Raw genomic sequence first — 25,688 nt, 5'->3', positions numbered from 1 at the left:
CAAAAAAACATTTGTGTAAATCGAATTAAAAAATAAGAATAACATAAAAGGACAAAAGATTTTTTGCCCCTACGCGATTATTTTTTCTTTCTTCGTACCAATAAATCTCTATTTTCAATAGGGTTTTCTGTTCCTTTCAATGCTTCGTCGATTTTTTCGATATATTCCAACGAATCGTCGATATAAAACGAAAGATTAGGCACTTTTCTCAACTGATTTTTTACGCGTTGAGCCAAATCGTGTTTAATAAGCGGTGCATTTGATTGAATGGCTTTGATCAATTCACCTCCTTTTTCGGCTGGGAAAATACTCAAATACACTTTGGCAATCGACAAATCTGTAGTTACCGATACTTTTGAAACTGAAATAATTAAGTTTGATATTCCGTTTTTACGCACTTCGCCTTGCAAGATATCCACTAATTCTTCTTGCAACAAAGCACCCATTTTTTTCTGTCTGTTTGTTTCCATAACGCAAAAATACGCTTTAATTATTTGATTCCAAAATTACAATATATCGATATTCCCTTTTCCTTCTCTTACCACCACTGGTTCATATTCCGACAAATCGATTACCGTCGAGGCTTCATTTCCTACAATACCTCCGTCAATAACTGCATCTACAGACTTTTGCCATTTTTCAAAAATCAACTCAGGATCAGTAGTGTATTCAATGATATCATCCTCATCGTGAATAGATGTTGAAACAATAGGATTGCCTAAATGTTTAACGATTTCTATCGCAATCGAATGATCAGGTACACGGATACCCACTGTTTTACGCTTTTTAAATTCCTTTGGTAAATTGTTATTTCCAGGTAAAATGAATGTATATGGTCCTGGTAACGCTCTTTTCAATATCTTAAATGTTTGTGTATCGATTTGCTTTACATAATCTGAAAGATTGCTCAAATCGGAACAAACAAATGAGAAATTTGCCTTTTCTAATTTCACTCCTTTTAGTTTTGCCAATCGCTCCAACGCCTTGGTATTGGTAATGTCACACCCCAATCCATATACAGTATCGGTTGGATAAATAATCAATCCACCGTCTTTGAGTATATCTACAACTTTTTTGATTTCCTTTGGATTGGGATTTTCAGGGTATATTTTTATAAACTGTGCCATAACTTTTTGTTCTTTATTGAATTATTTTTTCGTCTAATTCTATTTCTTTACACACCACTTGAGAAATTTGAACCAATACTTTCGTACCTCTATTACTTTTAGGTGTTTGAGTTGTTTCTGTGCTTTGTGGTGGAATATTTTTTAAGGTAACTTTCTCTTTTTTATATACATCACCATCTTTTTTTATGTAAATCACATTAAAAACTACTTTGTCGAAATAATATTTACTTTTATTGGTTGCAGAAACCGAAAATGAAGATATTCCTCCAAAAGTAAAATCAATTTCTGGTCTGCCATATTCTGTTTCAATGTAGTCTCGCCAATTCTTCTTTACATAGTCTTTTTCTCTTTTGGTTTCGATTTCCAATCGGGCTTGTTCTTCTTTTTCTTTGTCGATTTCAGAAATTTGTTCGATTAATTCTTCGTTTTCTTTGACTAAATCGTATTTGCTTTTAATCAAATCTTGTTGTTTTCGTTTCAGAATTTCATTTTCGTTGGTAGTCGAATTAAAAATTGCTATTCCTATGAAAAACAATACTACCATCGTTGAACAAATGACTATCAAATTTTTATTTTTTTCAAACAATACTTGAATGTTCGATTTTGATTTTCCATTTTTTAAGGGCGGTGGAGTAGAAAACAATTCTTTCAATTCATCGATTTCCTTAGCTTCTACCCAATCGGCCATTCCTTCTGTCCACACCAAAGTTGTTGAGCGGATGTTTCCTCTCAAATCTTCTTTAGCAACGGGACCTTGTTGTTTGCCGTTTTGTTCGTAGTAGTAGATTTTCATGTCTCTTGATAACTTTGAAATGCTTCTTCTGACCATTCTATTTGCATAGCCTTTCCTTCATTATTTGGTGAACTTCCAAACTTTTTATAGTTTTTCCTATTTTATTTGTTGCTTTGAGATTTCAATTCTTTTCAAATCTTCTAAAGACAAATCGGTATCATCTTCCATTAATTCAGGATTTTTAACTTCCAATCCCAATGATTGAATATAATGAACATTTTTTTGATATTGATCATTTGTTACATTGTTTTGAATATATACTGTAGTCATAGTTTTTGATTTTTTACTAAATTGACAAAATTTTGATTTTAAAATTTATTATTATCATAGAAGTACATTCTATGCGAATGTGAAAATATTGTATCTTCTCCCTAAAGCTGACGCATTGGGTTAAGCATAGTTCAACTCTACGAGTTGTTTTTATGTAAAACAACAACACCTCCTTGTAGCGTCAAATACCTCTTACCTCCCTGTCCCACCTAATGCGAGACTGCCTAAAGCATTACAACACCGTAAACTTAGCAAATCTAAGCAATAATGTCTTTACTCCACCTGTTTCAAATTCGATAGTGGCTTTTTTGTCAGCTCCTGCTCCTTCGATGTTCAATATTTTTCCTACACCAAAGCGGTTGTGATTGACAAACTGACCTATTTGCAACTGCTGATTTTCTGCCGATGCATTGCTATTCACAGCCTGACTTACCTTTTTCAAATTGCGAATATCGTGAGTAGCTCTGGCTCTTTCACGGTCTTCGGTGGTGTATTTCGGTGGTGTACCTGCCACTGGTTTAGTCAATCGTAGTTTAGATTTGTCTACATCGCCAAAAATATCTGGCGACAACGACGACTGATAACGATAATTGGTCTCAGGTGCTGTGAGAAACTCCAAATATTGTGGTTCGATTTCTTGAATGAAACGCGATGGGTCGCAATCGATGAGTTTTCCCCAACGATAGCGAGACTGCGAATAGGTTAAATACGCCTGATGTTCGGCACGAGTAAGGGCTACATAAAACAATCTTCGCTCTTCTTCCAGTTCCGAACGGGTATTGACACTCATACTACTTGGAAATAAATCTTCTTCCATTCCGACGATAAAAACCGTAGGAAATTCCAATCCCTTTGCCAGGTGTATCGTCATCAATGCCACACGGTCGTCGTCTCCTTTGTCATTGTCTAAATCCGACGCTAATGCCACATCTTCGAGAAATTCTGACAAAGCACCTCTTGCTCCATCTACTTCTTTTTGACCTTCGGTAAAATCTTTAATACCATTGAGCAATTCTTCAATATTGTCTAAACGAGCAATTCCCTCGGGTGTTCCATCTTTTTTCAACTCCTGAATCAAGCCCGTTTTTTTCAAAATATAATCCGTCAAATACCAAGCATCTTGATTTTGATTGATGACTTGAAAATTTTTAATCATCGTAACAAAATCACTGATTTTATTTTTGGTACCAGTGGTCAATTTCAAATCTATTTTGTCTATGTGTTCCATTACCTCAAAAATACTTCGCTTGTAATGGTTGGCAGCTACATTGAGTTTTTCTACCGTAGTAGTTCCTATTCCTCTGGTTGGATAATTGATGATTCGTACCAACGCTTCTTCATCTTTCGGATTGATGACCATACGCAAATACGCCAATACATCTTTGATTTCCTTGCGTTGATAAAACGACAATCCTCCATAGATTCTATACGGAATGTCTCGTTTTCGCAAAGCGTCTTCCATAGCACGAGATTGTGCATTGGTACGGTACAAAATGGCAAAATCACCGTTTTTCATCTGCTTGGTCATTTTTTCTTCAAATATCGTCGATGCTACAAAACGACCTTCTTCTGCATCGGTCAACGAACGGTGAACTTTGATTTTTGGACCATCGTCATTGGCTGTCCATACCACTTTGTCCAATTTCACTTTGTTTTTGTCTATCACCGTGTTGGCTGCTTCTACTATATTTTTCGACGAACGATAATTTTGCTCCAAACGATAAGTTTTTACCCCTTCAAAATCCTTTTGAAAGTTTAAAATATTGTTGATATTCGCCCCACGAAACGCATAAATCGACTGTGCATCATCTCCCACTACACAAATGTTTTGAAAGCGATCTGCTAATGCACGAACAATCATGTATTGCGAATTGTTGGTATCCTGATACTCATCTACCAAAATGTACTGAAAACGCGATTGATATTTCAACAATGCGTCTGGAAACCTCACAAACAATTCGTTGGTTTTCAATAATAAATCATCAAAATCCATAGCTCCAGCTTTGAAACAACGAGCCACATATTCTTGATAAATTTCCCCAATTCTCGGTTTTTTCGACATGGCATCTTGCTCCATCAATTCGGGTGTATTGAAATACACATGTACGGTAATCATTCCGTTTTTAAACGACGAAATTCTATTGGCAACTTCTTTGGGTTTATACACATCTTTATCAAGTTGCATTTCCTTAATAATCTGACCAATCAATCGTTGAGAATCCTGTGAATCATAAATCGTAAAATTGGACGGATAGCCCAATTTATCTGACTCTGCACGCAAAATCCTTGCAAAAACTGAGTGAAAAGTACCCATCCATAGATTTTTTGCTTCAGCACTACCGACGATGTGAGCGATTCGTTCTTTCATCTCTTTTGCCGCCTTATTAGTAAAGGTCAAAGCTAGGATATTAAATGCATCAACTCCCTGATGCATCAAATACGCAATACGCATAGTCAATACACGCGTTTTACCAGAACCCGCACCCGCAATGACAATCATTGGCCCGTCTTTTTGCAAAACCGGAGCTCGTTGAGCCTCGTTTAATTGGTCGATATAGTGTTGCATAGAATTTTTTCCTAAATATTTTTTCTGATTATTTTACAAAATCAATAATTGTTTCTGTAATTTCTTTTGGTTTGTCGGCATGTACCCAATGTCCTGCTCCTTCGATAGTTGCTAATTTTGCCTGTGGAAAATGATGTAGAATGCTTTCCCAATCTTCATTCAAAACATATTTTGACAATGCACCTCTGATAAACAAAACATCACCATCAAATGTTGCCTCGCTATCCAAGGCTTTTCCTATGGAAGTATCATCGGCATTAAATGCTTCTAAATGGAATCGAAAGCCCAATTGCTCAGGTGTTACTCGATACACATTTTTCATTAAAAATTGAACCACTCCTGACTCTTTGATATAAGATGAAATGGTGTCTTGAATTTCATTTCTTGTAATTCCCTCATAAAATTGCACTGCATTCAATGCTTTCATAATTTCCTGATGATGAGGAGCATAATATTTTGGTGCAATATCTACTACAATTAATTTTTTAATGTATTCTGGATATTTTGTAGCAAACAACATTGCTACTTTTCCACCCATAGAATGTCCTAATAAAACAATGTTTTTCAAATCATTAGCATCACAATATCCCTTTACATCATCTGCCATAATTTCATAAGAAAATTCCATCGAATGAAAACTGCGACCGTGATTTCGCATATCTATCAAATGAGATTGAAACCCACGATTTGCCATTTCTGTTCCAAAACTTTTCCAATTGTCAGACATTCCCAAATATCCGTGAATAAAAATAAATGGCGTTCCTTCACCTTCTACTCTTCCGTAAATCATCTTATCTCAATTTTTGTTTATACATACAAATTACATTTTCCAATCCCAAATAAATCGACTCTGCAATTAGGGCATGACCTATCGAAACTTCCAACAAATTAGGAATATTTTTTTGAAAAAATTCGATGTTTTGTAGGCTCAAATCATGTCCTGCGTTGATTCCCAAACCTAATTCGTTTGCCAAAACAGCTGATTTCACATAAGGTTCAATCGCTTTTTCGTTGCCCAAACCGTATTGATGAGCAAATTCTTCGGTATATAATTCGATGCGATCGGCACCTACCACTTTTGCCCCTTCTATCATTTCCAAAACGGGATCTACGAAAATCGATGTACGGATACCTTTTGCTTTACATTCAGTGATGACTTCGGTAAGAAAATCTTTATGTTTTACCGTATCCCACCCCGCATTTGAGGTCAAAGCATCCACAGCATCAGGTACTAAAGTAACCTGTGTAGGCATACATTCAAACACCAAGTCAAGAAATTGATCCATAGGATTTCCTTCAATATTGTATTCGGTTGTGATTACCGACGGCAAATCTCTGGCATCTTGATAGCGAATGTGTCTCTCGTCTGGTCTTGGATGCACAGTGATTCCGTCTGCCCCAAATCTCTGAGCATCAGTCGCTACTTGCAACAAATTAGGAACATTTCCACCACGGGAATTGCGTAATGTGGCAATTTTATTTATATTTACTGATAGTTTTGTCATATTTTTGCATTTTAAAAACAAAATTACAAAGTAATAACTATATTTAGGCTTTATTTTTGATATAATTGCACAAAAAAAATAGACATTTATGTTTTCAAACAAATTAATTAGAAAAGAAATTAGCAGTTTAGAAGCAAAAACTTCTGTAAAACAATTGATTGATATTATGCAATCATTAGAAGTATCGCATTATCCCATTCAATATCATGGTATTTTTTGGGGAATGATTTACTTAGAAGACTTATTTTCAATTAATGAAAACGATACTATTTTAGAACATTTATACCTATTACAGCCATTTTTTATTAGAGAAGATTTTAATGGAATGCAGTTGTATGAAAATTTTTATAAAAACGATGCGAATATTTTGCCCGTTTTGAGTTTTAACAATAAATTTTTAGGTTGTATTTTGCTAAAAGATATGAGCAAAATCACAATGCAAATCCCTATGTTCAAAGAAGAAGGTTGCTCGTTGATTATCTCCACTCCTACCCCCAATTATTCCTTGGGCGAAGTAGCGAGAATTGTGGAAAATGGCAACGGAAAATTGTTAGGAGTTTTTATCACAGAAATCAATGCGATGCGAACAGAAATTTCTCTAAAATTCAATGCTCTGAACATCAACGATATCATTCAAACTTTTAGGAGATTTGACTATGAAATCGTATCCAAACACAGCGAAGATTTATTAGCTGAAGAATTGAAAGACCATTCAGAATATTTTGACAAATACCTAAATATCTAATCTATGAAATTTGCTATTTACGCACAAAATTATAAACCTCATTACCACAAGATCGTCAATAAGTTGATCAAGGCTATTAAGAAAAACGGTGGAATGATTGCATTTGAAGCCGAATTTTATCAATTATTGAAAGAAAATCATGTATTGACTGAAGATTTTTCTGTTTTTTCTACGTATGATGATTTGGACGAAACTACACATTTTTTCATAAGTATTGGGGGAGATGGTACCATGTTGCGTGCCGCTAATTTTGTAAAAAACAAAAACATTCCATTGGTTGGTGTAAATACAGGTCGATTGGGATTTTTGGCAAATGTACAAGAAAGTGCCATTGATTTTCTGATTCCATTGTTGTTTACCAATCAATTTACTTTGTCACGTCGTACTTTGTTGAAAGTGGACAATCCGACGGTAGATGTTACTAATTTTAAGGTAAACTTTGCCTTAAACGAAATTACTTTGGCTCGAAAAAACACGACATCGATGATTACTATCGATACCTATATCGACAACGAATTTTTGGCAACCTATTGGGCAGACGGCATCATTATTTCTACCCCAACTGGTTCGACAGGATACAATTTGAGTTGTGGTGAACCTATCATTGCACCAAATTCCAACTGCTTGGTTATCACACCCATTGCACCACACAATCTCACCACAAGACCGTTGATTATCAGCGATAGAAGCAAAATACGTATGAAAGTAGAAAGTCGAGAACAACAATTTTTACTTTCGATGGATTCGGATACCGCTACGATTTCCACAGCAGAAGAAATCGAAATTTCGCTTTCCAACCACACGGTAAACTTAGTCGAATTCCCATCTGTAACCTTTGTAAAAACCCTGAGAAACAAACTATTGTGGGGAGAAGACAAGAGAAATTAATTTTTCAATAATAAAACAATGTACCTCAGAAGCTAAAATGGTTTTTGTTTTTTTTATAATCAGTATCTTTGTAAAAAACTTTTACAATGAAAAAACTCACAGTATTTTTATCGTTAGTTGTTTGTATTACAACACATTCTCAGGAAGTTTTATGGCAAAAAACAATCGGTGGAATCTATTCAGATTACTTATTTGATGCAACTGCCACTTTAGACAATGGTTTTCTACTTGCGGGGAGTTCCCTTTCTATCAAAAGTGGTAATAAGAACAGTACCAACAAAGGAAATTTAGATTATTTTTTGTGGAAAATAGACAGCGAAGGCGAACAAGAATGGCAGATTTCTTTTGGTGGTGATGGTGCAGATTTATTAAAAAGTATCGCCAAAACCAACGATATGGGCTATTTGTTGGGTGGTTACTCCAATTCTGCTAAAAGTGGAGATAAATCTTCTCCAAATTTTGGAAAAAACGACCTTTGGTTGGTAAAAATCAATGCGAAAGGTGAATTGGAATGGGAAAAAAGTTACGGTGGAACTGGAAATGATGAATTAATTAAGGTTGTACCTCTTCCAAAAGGTGAGTTTTTGATTTTAGCAACTTCCAATTCTGAGGCTCATTCGTTTAAAAAACAAAATGGGTTTGGTGGTCTTGATTTTTGGATTTTGAAAATTGACGCTAAAGGAACCATTCTTTGGGAACAGACTTACGGAGGTAGTTACAATGACGAACCTGTTACAGCTATTCCTACCGAAAACGGATACATCATTGGTGGAAATTCCAATTCGCCACAATCGGGCAACAAAACGCAAGATAACAATGGTGGATACGATTTTTGGATTATAAAAATTGATGAAAACGGAAACTTATTGGAGCAATTTGTATTTGGAGAAGAACAAGATGATATCCTCAATGAAATCATTTATCACAAAAACACCAATAGCTATTTGATTTCTATAACAACTTATTCTTCAGAAAATCAGAATGATGTAATGATTGTCAAAACAGACGAACGCTTTACACCTGTTCAACAATTTTCATATAATTTTGGAGGAAATGAATTTTTAACTTCTACCAAATTTACCCAAAACAACGAATTTTTATTGACAGGATACAAACAAGATTTCAAAGAAAATACAAAGAATTTTTTGGCATTTACCATTGATTGGAATGGCGAAAAAACTTGGGAAAAGGAAATTTCGACCACTGGAAACGATGTGTTGAGAAATGCCCTTGTTACCAAAGATGGCGGAATTGTATTGGCTGGGCATTCCGATGATAAAAACGTAACCTATAAGAAAACTTCGTTTGGTAGAGATGATTATTGGGTCGTGAAATTGCACTCAAAAGAAAAAACAAAAGCAAATGAAATAGAATTGGAAGCCTATCCCAACCCAACAGAAAATTGGACAGAAATCATCGTCAATCACAAATACGAAAAAGGCGAAGTGAATGTGTATGATGTCAGTGGGCGACTTTTGCATACAGAACCAATACAGTACGATTTAGTTCCTGTAAATTTATCATCTTATCCCACAGGTGCTTATATTGTAAATATAAAGACTGATGTGTTTAACGGTTCAGTCAAAGTAATAAGAAAATAAAAAACTCGTAGATTTTATTCTCACGCAAATTCCACAGATTATCACAGTTTTTTTTCTTTTTACCACCGAGAAACAAAGACGCTACGCTTATAAAGATAACAGAGACGCTACGCTTTTTTTAAGTTTCTGGCAGATTACATTTTTTGGTAAATCAAAAAAATCTGTGTCATCTGCTAAAATAAAATAAGCGTAACTAATTTAAAAGTAAAATCTGCGTGAAACACAAATTAAAAATAAGTCATGAAAAAAACAGTCCTTTTTATTTTATTGTTTTTGATGCAATTTGCATCGGCACAAGATACACCTGCACCGTTTAAAATCAACTCTATGGTAGATTTTACCGAGATACCAACCGCATCGGCAACGGGAGTGCCTGATGTAAAAATCCCATTGCATCAAATAAAAACGCAAGGCGATATGAATATTGACCTTTCATTGCAGTACAACCTTATAGGTGGACTTTCTACCGAATCTATGGGAAGTCAGTTTGGAGATGCGTGGAATTTGACTATGCTGGGTACAATTTCGAGAAAAGTATCAAGAATTAATGCTGTACCTGGTATGAACTATCTCGTACCAGACGAATCTTATTTTTACGCAAACCATTCCAATATGAGTAATGAAATAGGTTATGATGTATATACTTTCAATATTTTGGGATTGGAAGGGAAATTTAAACTCTCAAAGGTAAACAATGTGTTAGTCGCTGAATTGTTACAAAACAATGATTTTGTGTCTATTACAGTTGATTACAATCAATCTATTAGAAAAATTCAATTGATAACCGTAAAGGATAAAAATGGATATACATATTACTTTGAAGATGAAGGAGTAAGGGATGAAAATAAATATTTCAGATCTACTCCTAATCCTTTTCCAGAAAATTCGATACACAATCCCAATTATAATCCCAACACTCCTGTAGATGATTACACTGTTGAAGAATTGAATGGCCCAGCTTATACTTCTATGTGGTATTTAAAGAAAGTGCAAGACCATAACAATAAAACGCTTTTCGAGATTGAATATGAAAATGTTTCAATGGGATTTTCAACTGTAGCATATATCAAAAACATTTCTGTAAACAATATTGGTAAAATTTCTTTTACTAATATAGTAGGTACAAATTTTAAAAATCTAACCAATTCCTATACTAAATCTATTGAAATCAAAGATGTAAGAAATAATCTTGTAAAAACGATTGAATTTGATTATCAAAAGATTAGTTTGTCTATGGATAATGGAAGAAATCATTTTATAAAATTATATCTCAACAAAATCAAATCGTTTAATAATGACAAATCCAAATCAGAAAATTACGAATTGAGCTATTATCAACCTCATTTGAATGCTACGAAAGTTACTATAAAAGACGGATTTTTAACTTTGAAAGATTGCTATAGTGATTTCACTACTTTTTCAAATATAGCAAAATATATGACCCTGCAAAAAGTGAAATATCCTACGGGAGGTTATACACTGTATCAATTTGAACCCAATACTTTTCAGAGTTCAAGTTATTCACAGTGGAATATTTTCAATAAAGAATACCTTACTATCACTCCAACTTTCAACCCTAATACATTGAAATACACTTTTCAAGTTCCACAAGGATATGAAAAATTGTATATTAAATTATCTTATAACTCAGGGAGTTATTCTTTGTTTCATAATGGGCAACATTTAAGTAGTTTATGGGCTAATCATGGTTTAAAATTAGAAAACTTTTGTAAACACGATTATCGTCTGAACGAACTATATTTACAAGGCAGATGGGGTGTTTTTGAAATCACAGGGCCAACCCATACATTTAGTGTACCTACAATTACCGTTTTGGCTATAAAACCAAAACCAGCTCATGCTATGGAAAAATTTGAATATGGTCATGGCGTACGCATCAAACGCATTGGTCATTTTATAACAAATGTTGCTAATACTTATTTGGAAGCCAATAATACTGCAAATTTAGCTGAGCAATTGTTGAGTTTTGATTACCACAATGAAAATGATATTTTGAGTACGACAGGAAGATTACAATATGAAAACGATCCTTTGTCGGATAGTTTTTATAAAAAGAAATTGTTGTACGAGCAAGTAACCACAACCAAAAGAAACATTGGAAAGGTAGTAACGAATTTCAACAATGTACATTGGTTACAGTCTTTTTGGTACAGAAAAAATATGCTCCCAAAATGGAATAAAGTGTATGATACTCAATCCAATTTGATTGAAGAAACTCATTACAGTAGAGTTTATACAACCGTTGGAAAGCAGGATATATTGACTCAACAGACTGTTGATAAAAAACACTATGAACAAGACAATTTTACTACAGCTACTACTGTGCAGAACTTTGATGTAAATCATCGTCAATTGATCTCGCAGAGTTCGACCAATAATTTAGGGAAAAATACCAAAGTAGAACATAGTTATCAACAATTGTCTAATAAACGAATGGTTAAAAGGGTTGATAAAAACTATATCAACAATCAGTTGAAAGAAGAAGTACAGCATTCGTACAACGCAAAAGGAGATTTGTTGCGTTCGGATTTCAAAACTCCAGAAGTACCTGCGTTGGAACCAATAGGAACAATTAATCGATACGATGCTCAAGGAAATTTGGTACAAACCATTACTCCAGATGGTGTTTCTACCTGCTACATTTGGGGGTATAACAAAACCAAGATTGTCGCCAAATTGGTCAATCTTTCCTATACAGATTTTACAAGTAATCTGAGCATTGTTTCGGCTATAAATCAAATCAATAACCGTTCAAATCAGCTTTTAGCCAACGGAAATTTGAACACAAATTACAACGAAACACAGTTGAAAAACATTTTGGCAAATTTGCATACTATTGTGCCAAATGCAATGGTTACTTGTTATATCTACAAACCGTTGATTGGTATTTCGGAAATCATCGATGAAAATGGTAAATCGACTTATTATGAATATGATAAATTCCAAAGATTGAAAACCATAAAAAATCATCAAAGGGAAATTCTAAAAGAATATGATTACAATCTTACAAATTAGAAGAAATGTTTCACGCAGATTTTTTAATTTATCTTCGTTACGCTTACTTTGATTTTAGCAGATAACACAGATATTATTGATGTTTTAATTAAATCAATCATGAAAAACCTACTACTCATTATACTTAGTTTGTTTACAAGTGGACTATTTGGGCAAACCACCAACAAAAACTATGTAAAAGAAACTATAAGACGGGAACTTCCTCTTAGCTTTCAAATCTTTGGAAGTGTAAGTCCTCATATAGAAACCACTACCTATTTCGATGGATTAGGACGACCGATACAAATAGTTGATAAAAACAGTTCGCCAGAGGAAGCTAAAAACATAGTTACCCATATCGAATACCAAAAAGATTTGGGACAAGTAAAAGAGTATTTGCCTTTTACACAAGAGGATAAAGTAGTAACCGTGGTGCCGAATATAAGATTTGGAGGTACAATTACACAAACAACTTATCACGCCAATTTCATAGAAAACGCCCAGTCCAAGACTTTAACTTTTTACAACACGCCTTATTATGAACACACGCCCAATCCTTTTGTAGAGCATAAGGTTGAGCGTTCGACAAGGCGAAGAGAATTGGAAACTGCCTTTCCTGGTGCAGATTGGGGTATGGATTACGCCGCTGAAAACCAACGCAACACCGAACGAAACCAATACGGATTTAATGCAGCAAACGAAGTAAAAAGATACTTCGTACAGACTACTTTTGCTCATGGTGTGTATAAAAATACGGTAACAGCCAATGGTTTTTATCCTGCCCATACGCTTACCAAAACCACTACCAAAACCGAAAATTGGAAATCGGGCGACGGATTGCACAACACACTGATAGAATTTAAAGATGCTGAAGGCAATATCGTACTAAAACGCACTTTTAGCAAAGGTGTTTTCCACGATACTTACTATATTTACAACGAGCAAAATTTGTTGGCATTTGTGTTGCCTCCGTTGGCAAATGGTGCGGTGTCTCAAGAGGTGTTAGACCAATTGTGTTACCAATACCATTACGATGCAAAAAAGCGATTGGTAGAGAAAAAACTCCCACAAAAAGAGTGGGAATATCTCATTTATGACAAAGCCGACCGTGTGGTATTGTCAGGACCGGTTTACGACCCTTGGGGGCAAAACAGCAAAGGTTGGCTGGTGTCGAAATACGATGCCTTTGGGCGAGTGGTATATACAGGATTTTATCCTGCAACCACATTTTCTTCTGCCACAAGACACGCCTTGTCGCAAAATACCTTTTCCGTAGAAAAGAAAATCCAATCCAACACCATAGACGGTATTTCGGTGCATTATACCAATGTGAGTTTTCCGACGCAGTTTCGACTGTTGAGTGTAAATTATTACGACAATTATCAGTATCCGAATGCCCCTACCGCCTTTCCTGCCATAGAAAATCAGGCAACCAACACAGCAGTAAAAGGGCAACCAACGGGAACTTGGACACGCGTACTTACCCAAAGCAACGAAACCCACGGCAATTTGTCTTATACCTTGTACGACCACAAATACCGACCGATTCGCAGTTTTGAGAGCAATCATTTGGGGGGTTTTACACAAAAAGACAGCCGATTGACCTTTACAGGAATGCCGACCCAAGTGGTAACCATAACCAAATACAACAGCAGTTCGCCCGTGTTGAGCTATACCGATAATTTTTCATACGACCGCAGAGATCGTATGCTATCGCATACGCAAACCATAGGCACGAGAACGGAAAAAATACAAACACTCAGTTATGACCCACTGGGCGTATTGGTACAAAAAAAAGTAGGCGGATTGCAAGGTACATTGCAGACGGTAGATTATACCTACAACATTCGCAATTGGCTAACGCATATCAACAAAGACCGTTCGCCTAATGATTTGTTTGTCTATGAATTGAAATACAACCAAGACACGCACAAACCTTTGTATAATGGAAATATATCGAGCTTGAACTACACCACCAAGCAAGACAATATTACCCGAGGATACAACTATTTGTACGACCCACTCAACAGATTGGAAAAAGCGATGAGTTTTACCAAAACAGGAGCCAACACCGTTGTAAACAATTTTTACAACGAAGCTCTAACTTACGACAAAAATGGTAATATATTATCGCTAAAACGCAACACCAACTTGAGCAACCTCGCTCACGAAATTGACGATTTGTCTTATACCTATCAAGGCAATCAGTTGCAAAAAGTAACGGACAATACAGGCGACAGCACAGGGTTTGCAGACGGCACAAATACAGACAATGATTACCATTACGATTCGTTTGGAAATATTCTCACGGATTGGAACAAGGGGATATCAAACATCAAATACAATCATTTAAACCAACCTGTAGAGATACAGTTGCCACAAGGAAAAATTTATTATCTTTACGACGCCACAGGCAAAAGAATACAAAAACGCATACAACCCAACCAAGGAGCAGTTGTAATCACCGATTATTTCGGAGAGTTTCAATACGAAAACGGCATATTGCAGTTTTTCGCACAGCCAGAAGGCTATGTAAAACCACATAACGGAGCATTTTTGTATGTCTATCAGTACAAAGACCATTTGGGTAATATCCGTTTGAGTTACGCCGATGTAAATGACAATGGAGTTATTGAACCAGCAAGTGAAATTCTTGAGGAGAGTAATTACTACCCATTCGGTTTAAAACACCAAGGATATAATGAAATCACCAATGTAAATAAAAGCATTGCCGCAGAAAAATACAAATTTGGAGGCAAAGAATGGAACGACGAGTTAGGATTGAATTTGTACGATTTTCATGCAAGGAATTATGATGCAGCGATAGGGCGATGGTTGAATGTAGATCCGCTGGCGGAGAATTATCCTAACGAAAGTCCATACATATATACAGGTAATAATCCTGTTAATTTTGTTGATCCAGACGGAAGATGTTATACACGAGCTAGTAATGGAGAATACGTCCCTTGTGCACCTCCAATAAAAGATGTTACTTTTGCTGCCAAATTAGAATCCTCAAAACCTATATTTACATACAATTATGGAGCAAAACAAACAGATGCTTTTGGTAATGATTGGACTTTTACAAAAAATAACTCTTGGGAGTTAGTTAATGCAAATCCTAATCCGGATTATTCTCAAAAAGTTGCAATAGCACCTACAGGTGATGCGAGTTATTATGAGCAACGGTATAAAGCTCATATTGAATCATATGGCACAACTCCACCAGATTATTATTTGTCATATGGTCATAAGTATGCCAATAAGTTCACTAAAGAATTAAGAAACGAATTATCTGATGCAGGTAAAAAATGGATAGATCAGACTGTTACAGAGCTACAAAAACAAATGGAAAATTTTATAAAGAATGACTCTTATATTCAAAGTAATAATGATGCTTTCAGAACAAAAGCTTTTGATACTCACGTTCCGTCTTATATAAAAGGTGGATTACTGAAGAATTTACCATTTTCAGATAAATTCAAAATTGGGACTACTCCGGATTTAAAAGATTTAACAAGTCCTGATGGTATGAGACAAGTAAGGCAAATTATCCCTAAAATTTTCTGATTTATGAAACAGCTGATTTTGTTAATGTGTTTAATAACAAGTATTTCTTGTTCTGAAGAAAAAAATGATAAAATGATTTATGAAAATGTTGAAATATTTGTAAAAGAGAATGGTAGTTTTGAAGATTTTTTTGTTATAGATGATGAGTTTTATATCTTGACGAATAAATCTACATATGTGTATTCTGAACCTAAAGACAGGTACATAGAAACTGATGTTAAAGTCAAATTATTTTCAAAAGGAATAAATGAATCTTATGATAAACTAGAATTTATAACAGAATTTAATGAGGTAAATTCAGCTAGATTTTTACCACAGATGGATAATACTTCCATATGCTTTTTTACTCGTGATCTTAATTATGGAAAATCAGATACATTTTATAAATATTCGTCAGGGATTATCACCAAACTTTTTGAACACGAGAATCATATAGTTTGGTATGATGCAGTGCAAAATTTATTTTATGATGGTTATAGCCTTTATAAAGTTCAGGGTAATGAAAAAATAAAACTAACTGAAAAATCCACAAATAGCTCTTATCAGTTGTTTGGAGAAAAGATATACAAGCTCTCTGAAAAAGGAGGTATTACGCAATTGGAAGAACTTGATGCATCATTAGAGACAAAAAAAATAATATTCTCTACAGATAAAAAGTTAAATCTTGATTTTAGAATTTCAGATAGTGTAACGTTCTATTTTTTACAAGGAACTACTGAAGGTAAAATTAATCTTGTCCAATATCGTAAAAATTCATTTACAACCCTAATGGATAATATAGACAACATATCAGATGATGGATTTTATGTATATAAAGATTTAATAGGGCTTATAACGTATAAAGTTGACGAAAGTATGCTTGGAGGTTTTGGAGGGACACGAAAAAGTGTTATTTACTCAAAAGACGCAGGCAAAGTATTTAATGAGTTAAATTTAGAGAAAGGAACATTAGTGCCTCCATATATTTTTTACAAAGACAGTCTTTTTGTAGGAAATTTAGGTAATGGTATACTTGCAAAAGCAAATTTATAGATTTATAACAAAAAAACGCCAAGCTGTAAGCCTGGCGTTTCCCCGATGGCACGGATTTGTAATTAGTGACTGATATTTCCTCCAAATTCTGTATATTTACACTTATGTTGGTGTTTAGGAAAAATAAATAAAACGAAAAATGTTAAGGCAAGATAACTACCACAATCCAGGCTTAAACCTATACGACTTCCACGCCCGAAACTACGACCCAGCCATTGGTAGGTGGCTAAATGTAGATCCGTTGGCGGAAAACTCTAAGCGATGGACATCGTACAATTACGCCTACAACAATCCAGTTTTCTTTATCGACCCAGATGGAATGCAAGCCTTTCCAACAGATAGTTATGGAAGAGATTTATCGATGACTGGGGCTTCATTTGAGTTTTTTAATTTTGGGGATTATTATGATAGAGATGGAAACAAGATTGGAAGTGATGGAAAAGATGATGGAAAAAGATATGTGGTTACAGGAGACATCGAAAAAGAAGTGAAAAAAGCTACAAGTAATGGAGAATATTATAATGGGGAAATACCATTAGGTGAAAATGCTGCAAGTATTCCAAATAATGATATTCTAAAAGAAATTATTACTTCAGTAAATCAAACTACAGAATCAGGTCTAGAACAAGGGGGACATGTGAATTTTGGGTCAAACATTGTAAATAGATGGGATCCGGGAGCTCCTCTTAAAAGAGAAGAAACATCAAATGGATTTTTATATTATATGAGTATAAAACCTTTTTTCTTTCAAGGTAGAAGAATGAATGTAAATTTAAGAAATATTGAATATATGTGGCATACACACCCTATTGTTAAATTACCAGGTGGTTATAAAATAGGATACTCAACTCCAAGTAATATAAATGGTCTTAAAGGAGATGTACCGAATATGAATCGATATGTGAATGGTGGATTTACAGGGACTGCATTTGTAATAGGTTTATTAGACAGAAAAGTACAATTTTATAATCAAAACGGAAGTTATTTAACAATTAAATATGACACATTACTTAAAATTTACAATCATTAGTTCTTTTATATTTCTTTTTTTAGCTTGTTCAGTTAATCGAAAAATTCAAAAAAATGAAAAAAAGACATTTTTTCTATCAGAAAAGATTTATAAAAAAAATAAAAATATTATTGTTGTAAGTTATGAAATTGCAAACTATTCATTTATTTTATCCTATAATGAGGGTAAATATGATATTTATAAATTAATTAATGGAAAAATCGTTTCTGAAATAAATTTACCATCTAAAGTAAATTTTTTTGAAAGTATAAAAAAATCTACCTGTTTTACAGATAATTTAGAATGTGAAGAATGGCATAGTTATTATATTTTTGTAAAATATTATTCAGATAATTTGGAAAAAAATGAATATTACTCTATTGATATGAAATGTTTTGTTGAATCAGTATCTTCATCTGAATTAGAAATAGAATTAAAAGACATATTAAAGGAGTTGAAAAAGAGAGATTCATCTTTATATATTGATTAATAATTCTATTTATAAATGACAGAATTGTTTTTAATCTTTTGGCTACAACGAAGTAGTAAACGCCAACCGTAGTTTAGCTGCCGAAAAATACAAATTCGGAGGCAAAGAATGGAACGATGAATTAGGACTGAATTTGTATGACTTTCATGCAAGGAATTACGATGCGGCGATTGGGCGAACGACTACTTATGACCCTATGGCAGAGGAGTTTTATAGCTTATCGCCACAATCGTTTTTGAATAATAATCCGATAAATTTTGTAGATCCTACAGGGATGGTGGCTTTCCCTGCTGATAGCTACGGAAGAAATTTATTGATGACTGGGGCGGCTTTTGAGTTTTTTAATTTTGGAAACGAACAGTTTAAAGGTGAAGGAGTTGAGAATGACTATCAATTAGATAGAGAGTCTGGAAGAATAACACTTGTAAATAAAACGGATGACAACTTTGACAGATTGATAGAAAAAAAAGATGATAACAATGAAAAGGTGATTATCGATAATATTCCTAAAGGTATTTTAAGAAACGGGTTAAACCTTAAAACGATAGATAATTCTTTTATTGTAAATCTGCCAGGAACGCCAAGTATAGAAGATTTTAATAGATTTATTTCTAGATTTACAGATTACATAAAAACAGAAATAGCAGGTATAAGGCTTGGTAATGAAACTAGCAATCCAAATGTTTATGAAGTAATTACTTACAAATATAAAAATAATACTAGAGATTATTCACAAACACCTGAGGAATGGTTAAAAATAACTTTTGGAAAAAGACTTAAAGCTCATTTTCACACGCATCCTTTTTATGATCATGTAGCATCAGAAAGAGACCTTAAAAATAAATCTATAAATACAAATATTAAATATTATATAGTATCTGGAGGGTATGAAAAAGAATATTAATTTTATTTTTACACTTTTGAGTAGTGTATTATTTGTAAGCTGCATAGTAACAAAATCAACTAAAAAAAGAAATTTTGATCGAGACGAAATCATTGAAATGATCATTAAAAATTATGCTAAAAAATATAAAACTCCTAAAGTTTTTTTAGAAGAACGAAATAATAAAGAGTTTGATGTATTTGAAGTTAATATATATGAAGAAAATACCGATCATTTTGTGATAGGAATTTCTCCAAGAAATTATAAAATAGGGATAGAACATGAGTACGATACTATTTCGTATAAAATAATTGCTTCATATCCGAGTAAATCTAATTTCATTACAATATATCCCGATGATTCAATTGGAAAAGTACCAAAAGGCAACCTTCCTAATAGATATGTTATAGAGAAAAGAAAATTATTTTTATGGCAAGATTCTATTACACCACTGTCAAGAGAAATAGTAGAAGCAATTAATAGTTATGGGGTATTAGATTCTACTGTGATAAAAAAACATTTGGGATTGTTACCTAAAGATTATAAAGAGCTTCATTTAGTAGAGTTTGATAATCGAATAGTAGGAGATAAGTACTATTTTTGTAAAAACAAACGAAAATTTAAAATAGTGAGAAGTAATAAAGCATATAATACATACGAACCTCCTAAATTGAAATGTAACTAATAACACCAAGACTACAACGAAGTAGCAAACGCCAACCGAAGCATCGCCGCTGAAAAATACAAATTCGGAGGCAAAGAATGGAACGACGAGTTAGGATTGAATTTGTACGATTTTCATGCAAGGAATTATGATGCAGCGATAGGGCGATGGTTGAATGTAGATCCGTTGGCGGAAAACTCCAAGCGATGGACACCGTATAATTACGCCTACAACAATCCAGTTTTCTTTATCGACCCAGATGGAATGCAAGCCTTTCCAACAGATAGTTATGGAAGAGATTTATCGATGACTGGGGCTTCATTTGAGTTTTTTAATTTTGGGGATGATTGGTATAAAAATGGGGATGATATAGTATGGTTTGATCGTAAAGATTCTGAATTTACAGATAAAAAAGGTGAATCTTGGAAAAATATTGGAGCAACATTAAATGATGTTAAAGAAAATTTAAAATTACCTGAAGATACAACAATAAAATGGACAACTTTCGATGCTGTAGCCTTTGGAAGAGGTGAAAATGGTAGAAGAGGTACTTTTGCACCTGTTGTTATTAAAAACACAGCTCATATTAGTTTTAATCTTAACATAGATAGTGTAAATAATCTAAAAGGAATTCCCATTTTAGTAGATGGTCAATCGAAAGTTTCAGGTCTGAATATAAATGTTAGAATGTCTTCTGAAACAAACGCACCTGGGGTAAACCTAAAAAATATTGGAGGAAATATAAGTATAAGAGGACTATCTCCTATTGGTTATCGAAATACCCTTGTTAGTAATTCATTTTCAGACCTTACTTATCCAATGTTATCAAATTATAATTCACATGCATCAGGTCAAACAATGATGACTGTAGGAATTAATAGATTAAAAACAATGACAAATAATTTTACAGAAAATCCAAGATTTATCTTAGGAGTTAATTCAACAGTTAATTTTAATTTACAATTAAGTGCAAAAAGAGGATTTTTTACAACTGGAAATAATATAAGATTTTACTAATGAAAAACCCGTTGTGCATTTTAAATTATACTTGCTTTAATTTTATTTATTTCCTTTTTTAATACAAATTTGTTAATGTATTGAATTAAGGTTAAAGCAGTTATTTTACTGATAATTCGTGTTTTAAAACCGTTGAATGATTTAGCATAATTCCTTTTAATCATAAATTGATCACAAAGTTGAGAAAATAGAGTTTCGATTCTTTTTCTCTTCTTTTTGAATAAATAAAATTGAGGTTTGTAATCTTTTTGATTTATTCTTTTAGGTGTATCTAACTGAATAGTAGCAGTGTTAAACAAATCTAATTGATATTGTGACGATATATAACCTCTATCACCAATCAAAACGCAATTTTGAATTTGAGAACTAACATCTTTTAAATAATGAACATCGTGAACAGATGCTGGAGTCATATCTAAACTTTGTACAATACCTTCTATTGAACAGATTATGTGTAATTTATATCCAAAATAATGTAACTTCTGACTAGCACAAAAACCATAATCAGGATATGAAAAACTTTCGTCTCTACAAATTTTACTTCTCATTGCTCTAGCATTTTCACATATTTTCAAAGGCATACTATCAATTACAAAATAACTCTCCTCTCTATTAAAACACATTGCAAGTTTTTCCCTAATCTGATTTATATAATAAAAAAGATTTCGTTTTCTTTTGTTATAAACACTTCTTTCTATTTTGTTTTTCAAAGAATTAGGTATTTTTCTAAAGAGTTGTAATTCACTATCAATACTTAAATATTCTGCTGTTAAATTTAAACTCACCAATTCTAAATCACTCATTTTTGGCTTTCTCCTTTGATAAGGTAAAAGTTGATGAGGAAAAAAATCTTCTAAAACTTCTAAAATTCTTTCGTATATTTGCTCTAAGTTGTTCATTTTTTATTTGTTTTAGCGAACTAAATATACTGAATTTCAGTTAAATGAACAACTTTTTTTATTTTATTTCATAATGCACAACAGGTTAATGAAAAAAATAATTGTTTACATCAGTCTCATTGTTTTCATGCATAATTGTAGTAGTACTGAAAACAAAAAAATACTTGAAATAGAAAATAAGTATAGTGATAGTTATGAAAAATGGAGTTTAGACACTTTTTCAAAAAAAAAGCAAGATTCTGTATTGTATTTTTTAAATGAATTGATAAAAAATACAAAAGATGATTTTTATAAAATAGAAAAAGTAAAATTTTTATGTAGATTGGAAAGCTATAAAGAGGCTTTATTGGTATTTGATACATTAGAAGATACTAATTCTATCTCTGTTGATTTATTGAAAGGTCTTATTGAAATCAAAGAAGATTCAAATAAAGAAACAGTCGTTTTACAAAATATTTATAATAAATACGAAAATGAAAAATTGGAAATAGAAGAACAATTTTATAAAATAGCTTTAGATTGTTATTTCAAAGGGAAAAATTTTGCATTTAATGAAATTGAAGAAATAATTAAAAACGATAAAATATCTGACAATAATAAGTACATTTTTATCACATTGAAAGAAATTATTCAAAATGAAGAAAGTAATTTGGATATTTTGTTTATCTTGTTCAATTTGAAAACAGAAGAAATAGATTTATCGGTTGATTCTCTAAATTAGACTCTGCAATCGTTACAGATTACCAAAATGAATTCCAATACGAAAACGGCGTGTTGCAGTTTTTCGCTCACCCAGAAGGATATGTAAAACCACACAATAGCGGTTATTTGTATGTATATCAGTATAAAGACCATTTGGACAATGTTCGTTTGAGCTATGCCGATGTGAATGATAACAGAGTTATAGAACCACACTCTGAGATACTTGAAGAGAACAATTATTACCCTTTCGGATTAAAGCACCAAGGGTATAATGAAGTAGCAAACGCCAACCGAAGCATCGCCGCTGAAAAATACAAATTCGGAGGCAAAGAATGGAACGACGAATTAGGCTTGAATTTGTACGATTTTCACGCAAGGAATTACGACGCGGCGATTGGGCGAACGAATACTTATGACCCTATGGCAGAGGAGTTTTATAGCTTATCGCCACAATCGTTTTTGAATAATAATCCGATAAATTTTGTAGATCCTACAGGGATGGTGGCTTTTCCTGCTGATAGCTACGGAAGAAATTTGTCAATGACGGGGGCTTCATTTGAGTTTTCGTATTTTGGGGATGGGTGGATTAAATCTACCAATGACAACGGTACGGATACTTATACCTATGATGCAACAATTACATCTCAAAAAGAAGTTGATACCTTTTTACCAGGTAAAGAATACATGGGAGAAAATTTCGATTTAATAGGCACACATATTAGAACGAATCAGAAAGCCTATCATTATGAATTCAAAGGCAATAAAGTTTACAAAAATGGAAAACTATTAGACTTAACAAACAATCATACAACCAAAGGAGGTTCAATGGTTATGAACCCTGAAAAACGAGGAGGTGAATTTACAAAATTCTCACTTGGAGGTGCTGCGGGTGGAGGGATAGGATTAGCTTTTGGTGTCGTAAGAGATAATTTTGGAGAAAGTTCATTCTATTTCACATTTAGTGGTTATGCAGGATTAGGAGGTGGATTGGGAATAAATTCGGGAGTAATTTCACCAACAAATAACCAAACTTTTTCAGTAAATGATTTTTCTGGAAGTGGTAATTCGTGGAGTATAAATGTTGGATTTTTATCTTACGAAAGAGGAGGTACTCAAGGTAATGGATTTGAAAATTATGGTATTCCTACAGAACAAAACAGAAGAGCTTATATTTATAATGCTGGTTCACAATCAGGACATTACCCATCTTTTCAAATAAAAGATGTACACCCTTGGTTTAAAGGAATAAATGTAGGAGGAATGATAACTGAATCTAAAACTTGGGTGTATTAATTATGAGAAGAGGAGGAAATGAATGGTTTATGGTTGTTTTCTTTATAGGAGTATTAATATTACTGTACTTTGAAGTTTATAAGAAGGATCTTTTATACTACTTGGACAAAAGTTATCAAGTAGAAATTGAAGATAGTTATAACGGAATAATCATAAAAAAATATGCAGATAAAGTAAATCATAATAGTTCGATGGTTGAATTTTCAGACGGTACAAATAGAGGAATTCATCCATATTTTTGGGGGAAGATGGAGGTTGGCGATTCTATCAGCAAAGTAAAAGGTGATTCCATAATTCAAGTTTTTCGTAATGACGAAAAAATTTTAATCGAAATAGCTCCTTTTTATAGAAAAGCAATAGAAGAAGAGAAAGAAAGGAAGATGAACAAGTGATAGCCACAGGCAAAAGAATACAAAAACGCATACAACCCAACCAAGGAGCAGTAACAACCACCGATTATTTCGGAGAATTCCAATACGAAAACGGCGTATTACAATTTTTCGCTCATCCAGAAGGATATGTAAAACCACACGATAGCGGTTATTTGTATGTATATCAGTATAAAGACCATTTAGGAAATATCCGTTTGAGTTATGCCGATGTAAATAACAATGGCATAATAGAACCAAATTCAGAGATTCTTGAAGAGAACAACTATTATCCTTTTGGTTTAAAACACCAAGGCTACAACGAAGTAGTAAACGCCAACCGTAGTTTAGCTGCCGAGAAATACAAATTCGGTGACAAAGAATGGAACGACGAGTTAGGCTTGAATTTGTATGATTTTCATGCAAGGAATTATGATGCAGCGATAGGGCGATGGTTGAATGTAGATCCTTTGGCGGAAAGAGGAAAACATTACTCTCCATACAATTTTAATTTCAACAGTCCTATAAATTTCTTTGATCCAGATGGATTATGGCCATATCCAATAATTATACGTTCATTTCATCCTTCTGCTTCTTTTGGCGGAGGATATTGGGGGTTACCACCTACTTGGAACGGTAAAGGATATTCAGGAGATAATAGAGGCTTTAGTTTAGATCGAAACGCTTCATCTCGTATTCATCACAGAGTTGTAGCAGATCCGCAAGCGGGTACTGTTACTTATTCGGGAAGGGGAAGGAATGGAACTTATTCAGACCCTTCACATCACCCTACACAAGGGGTTGCAACTGATGTACCAGATGGATACATAGGAAAAGTAAGAAGTGGTAATAATTCTATTTCATTTGAAACAGGATATAATGGAAAAAATCCATTAGCAAGTGGACCAACTCCTGAAATTGATGTAGATGCAAAAATAAAATTAACTCAAAATGGAGATATATTAAATATTAATGCTCAAGTTGCTGGTGACAATTTTCCTAATACAGAAGCGTTTATTGAGGATCCAAGTGGGCAAAAATTGTTTATTGGGGTGGATGTAAGAGCTTCTGGGCAAGATAAAGTCCCAACAGACTTATTTGGTCCTGCAACAGAACATATTATGGATGTCAATTTGAATGTTAAAACAGATACTAACACAGGTAACTTTATTAGTGTTCAGCAAGGAGAAAACTGGATTAATATTCAAGATTATAACAAACAGTTTTTAAATAAAAATCCAAATCCTTAAA

General features: G+C 33.5%; 21 protein-coding genes and 2 pseudogenes. 15 read left to right on the top strand and 8 right to left on the bottom strand.

From position 1 onward, the window contains the following. Positions 1–77: 77 nt before the first annotated feature. The 7 genes from rbfA to AB4865_RS06290 form a co-directional block, all read right to left on the bottom strand. On the bottom strand, positions 78–470 hold the full coding sequence (gene rbfA, locus AB4865_RS06320; RefSeq protein ID WP_372472439.1) for a 30S ribosome-binding factor RbfA: 393 nt from the start codon (positions 468–470) through the stop codon (positions 78–80). Positions 471–506: 36 nt separating this feature from the next. Then, complete coding sequence (locus AB4865_RS06315; RefSeq protein WP_372472438.1) at positions 507–1,127, bottom strand: L-threonylcarbamoyladenylate synthase; 621 nt, start codon at positions 1,125–1,127, stop codon at positions 507–509. 13 nt (positions 1,128–1,140) lie between these two features. Then, positions 1,141–1,920 (bottom strand): DUF4339 domain-containing protein, encoded by a 780-nt coding sequence (locus AB4865_RS06310; RefSeq protein WP_372472437.1) that lies wholly within the window; start codon positions 1,918–1,920, stop codon positions 1,141–1,143. A 96-nt stretch (positions 1,921–2,016) separates the two neighbouring features. Beyond that, the gene (locus tag AB4865_RS06305; RefSeq protein ID WP_372472436.1) at positions 2,017–2,190 is read right to left on the bottom strand and encodes a hypothetical protein; all 174 of its coding nucleotides are present in this window, start codon (positions 2,188–2,190) and stop codon (positions 2,017–2,019) included. Positions 2,191–2,422: 232 nt separating this feature from the next. Next, positions 2,423–4,756 (bottom strand): ATP-dependent helicase, encoded by a 2,334-nt coding sequence (locus tag AB4865_RS06300; protein ID WP_372472435.1) that lies wholly within the window; start codon positions 4,754–4,756, stop codon positions 2,423–2,425. Between the two features lie 28 nt (positions 4,757–4,784). Beyond that, positions 4,785–5,546, bottom strand: coding sequence for an alpha/beta fold hydrolase (locus AB4865_RS06295; RefSeq protein ID WP_372472434.1), 762 nt, complete (start codon positions 5,544–5,546; stop codon positions 4,785–4,787). A 1-nt stretch (position 5,547) separates the two neighbouring features. Then, entirely contained in the window at positions 5,548–6,261 is a 714-nt protein-coding gene (locus AB4865_RS06290) for a pyridoxine 5'-phosphate synthase (RefSeq protein ID WP_372472433.1), read from the bottom strand. Positions 6,262–6,349: 88 nt separating this feature from the next. Between AB4865_RS06290 and AB4865_RS06285 the strand changes: the two genes are divergently transcribed. The 11 genes and pseudogenes from AB4865_RS06285 to AB4865_RS06235 all read left to right on the top strand — a co-directional run. Continuing rightward, positions 6,350–7,006 (top strand): CBS domain-containing protein, encoded by a 657-nt coding sequence (locus AB4865_RS06285; RefSeq protein ID WP_372472432.1) that lies wholly within the window; start codon positions 6,350–6,352, stop codon positions 7,004–7,006. A gap of 3 nt (positions 7,007–7,009) precedes the next feature. Then, positions 7,010–7,894, top strand: coding sequence for an NAD kinase (locus AB4865_RS06280; RefSeq protein WP_372472431.1), 885 nt, complete (start codon positions 7,010–7,012; stop codon positions 7,892–7,894). Between the two features lie 86 nt (positions 7,895–7,980). Further along, positions 7,981–9,495: a T9SS type A sorting domain-containing protein gene (locus AB4865_RS06275; RefSeq protein ID WP_372472430.1), complete on the top strand. Its 1,515-nt coding sequence runs from the start codon at positions 7,981–7,983 to the stop codon at positions 9,493–9,495. A 240-nt stretch (positions 9,496–9,735) separates the two neighbouring features. Continuing rightward, on the top strand, positions 9,736–12,531 hold the full coding sequence (locus tag AB4865_RS06270) for a hypothetical protein (protein ID WP_372472429.1): 2,796 nt from the start codon (positions 9,736–9,738) through the stop codon (positions 12,529–12,531). Between the two features lie 99 nt (positions 12,532–12,630). Next, a complete protein-coding gene (locus AB4865_RS06265; RefSeq protein WP_372474864.1) occupies positions 12,631–16,080 on the top strand; it encodes a DUF6443 domain-containing protein in 3,450 nt (1,149 codons plus the stop codon). Positions 16,081–16,083: 3 nt separating this feature from the next. Next, positions 16,084–17,112, top strand: coding sequence for a hypothetical protein (locus AB4865_RS06260; protein ID WP_372474863.1), 1,029 nt, complete (start codon positions 16,084–16,086; stop codon positions 17,110–17,112). Between the two features lie 139 nt (positions 17,113–17,251). After that, positions 17,252–18,142 (top strand): RHS repeat domain-containing protein, encoded by an 891-nt coding sequence (locus AB4865_RS06255; protein WP_372474862.1) that lies wholly within the window; start codon positions 17,252–17,254, stop codon positions 18,140–18,142. Then, positions 18,111–18,611: a hypothetical protein gene (locus tag AB4865_RS06250; RefSeq protein WP_372474861.1), complete on the top strand. Its 501-nt coding sequence runs from the start codon at positions 18,111–18,113 to the stop codon at positions 18,609–18,611. The genes AB4865_RS06255 and AB4865_RS06250 overlap by 32 nt, the downstream gene beginning before the upstream one ends. A 70-nt stretch (positions 18,612–18,681) precedes the next feature. Then, positions 18,682–19,515, top strand: a pseudogene (locus tag AB4865_RS06245) (RHS repeat-associated core domain-containing protein); the annotation flags it as partial. After that, the gene (locus AB4865_RS06240) at positions 19,499–20,179 is read left to right on the top strand and encodes a hypothetical protein (RefSeq protein ID WP_372474855.1); all 681 of its coding nucleotides are present in this window, start codon (positions 19,499–19,501) and stop codon (positions 20,177–20,179) included. The pseudogene AB4865_RS06245 and the gene AB4865_RS06240, both read left to right, overlap by 17 nt. Positions 20,180–20,215: 36 nt before the next feature. Beyond that, positions 20,216–21,175, top strand: a pseudogene (locus tag AB4865_RS06235) (RHS repeat domain-containing protein); the annotation flags it as partial. A 20-nt stretch (positions 21,176–21,195) separates the two neighbouring features. Here AB4865_RS06235 and AB4865_RS06230 read toward each other — a convergent pair. Further along, the gene (locus AB4865_RS06230; RefSeq protein WP_372472445.1) at positions 21,196–22,074 is read right to left on the bottom strand and encodes an IS982 family transposase; all 879 of its coding nucleotides are present in this window, start codon (positions 22,072–22,074) and stop codon (positions 21,196–21,198) included. 88 nt (positions 22,075–22,162) lie between these two features. Between AB4865_RS06230 and AB4865_RS06225 the strand changes: the two genes are divergently transcribed. Genes AB4865_RS06225 through AB4865_RS06210 form a run of 4 tightly spaced genes read left to right on the top strand, consistent with a single transcriptional unit; the run spans position 22,163 to position 25,687 of the window. Continuing rightward, complete coding sequence (locus AB4865_RS06225) at positions 22,163–22,795, top strand: hypothetical protein (protein ID WP_372474860.1); 633 nt, start codon at positions 22,163–22,165, stop codon at positions 22,793–22,795. Positions 22,796–22,845: 50 nt separating this feature from the next. After that, a complete protein-coding gene (locus tag AB4865_RS06220) occupies positions 22,846–24,069 on the top strand; it encodes an RHS repeat domain-containing protein (protein WP_372474859.1) in 1,224 nt (407 codons plus the stop codon). Positions 24,070–24,071: 2 nt separating this feature from the next. Continuing rightward, positions 24,072–24,461 (top strand): hypothetical protein, encoded by a 390-nt coding sequence (locus tag AB4865_RS06215; RefSeq protein ID WP_372474850.1) that lies wholly within the window; start codon positions 24,072–24,074, stop codon positions 24,459–24,461. Further along, positions 24,458–25,687: an RHS repeat domain-containing protein gene (locus tag AB4865_RS06210; RefSeq protein ID WP_372474858.1), complete on the top strand. Its 1,230-nt coding sequence runs from the start codon at positions 24,458–24,460 to the stop codon at positions 25,685–25,687. Before AB4865_RS06215 ends, AB4865_RS06210 begins: the two co-directional genes overlap by 4 nt. Position 25,688 lies beyond the last annotated feature (1 nt).

It is taken from the genome of Capnocytophaga sp. ARDL2, from assembly GCF_041530365.1.
GTDB lineage: Bacteria > Bacteroidota > Bacteroidia > Flavobacteriales > Flavobacteriaceae > Flavobacterium.
The sequence above is the reverse complement of the archived record's forward strand: the minus strand, read 5'-3'. Positions and strand labels throughout refer to the sequence as shown.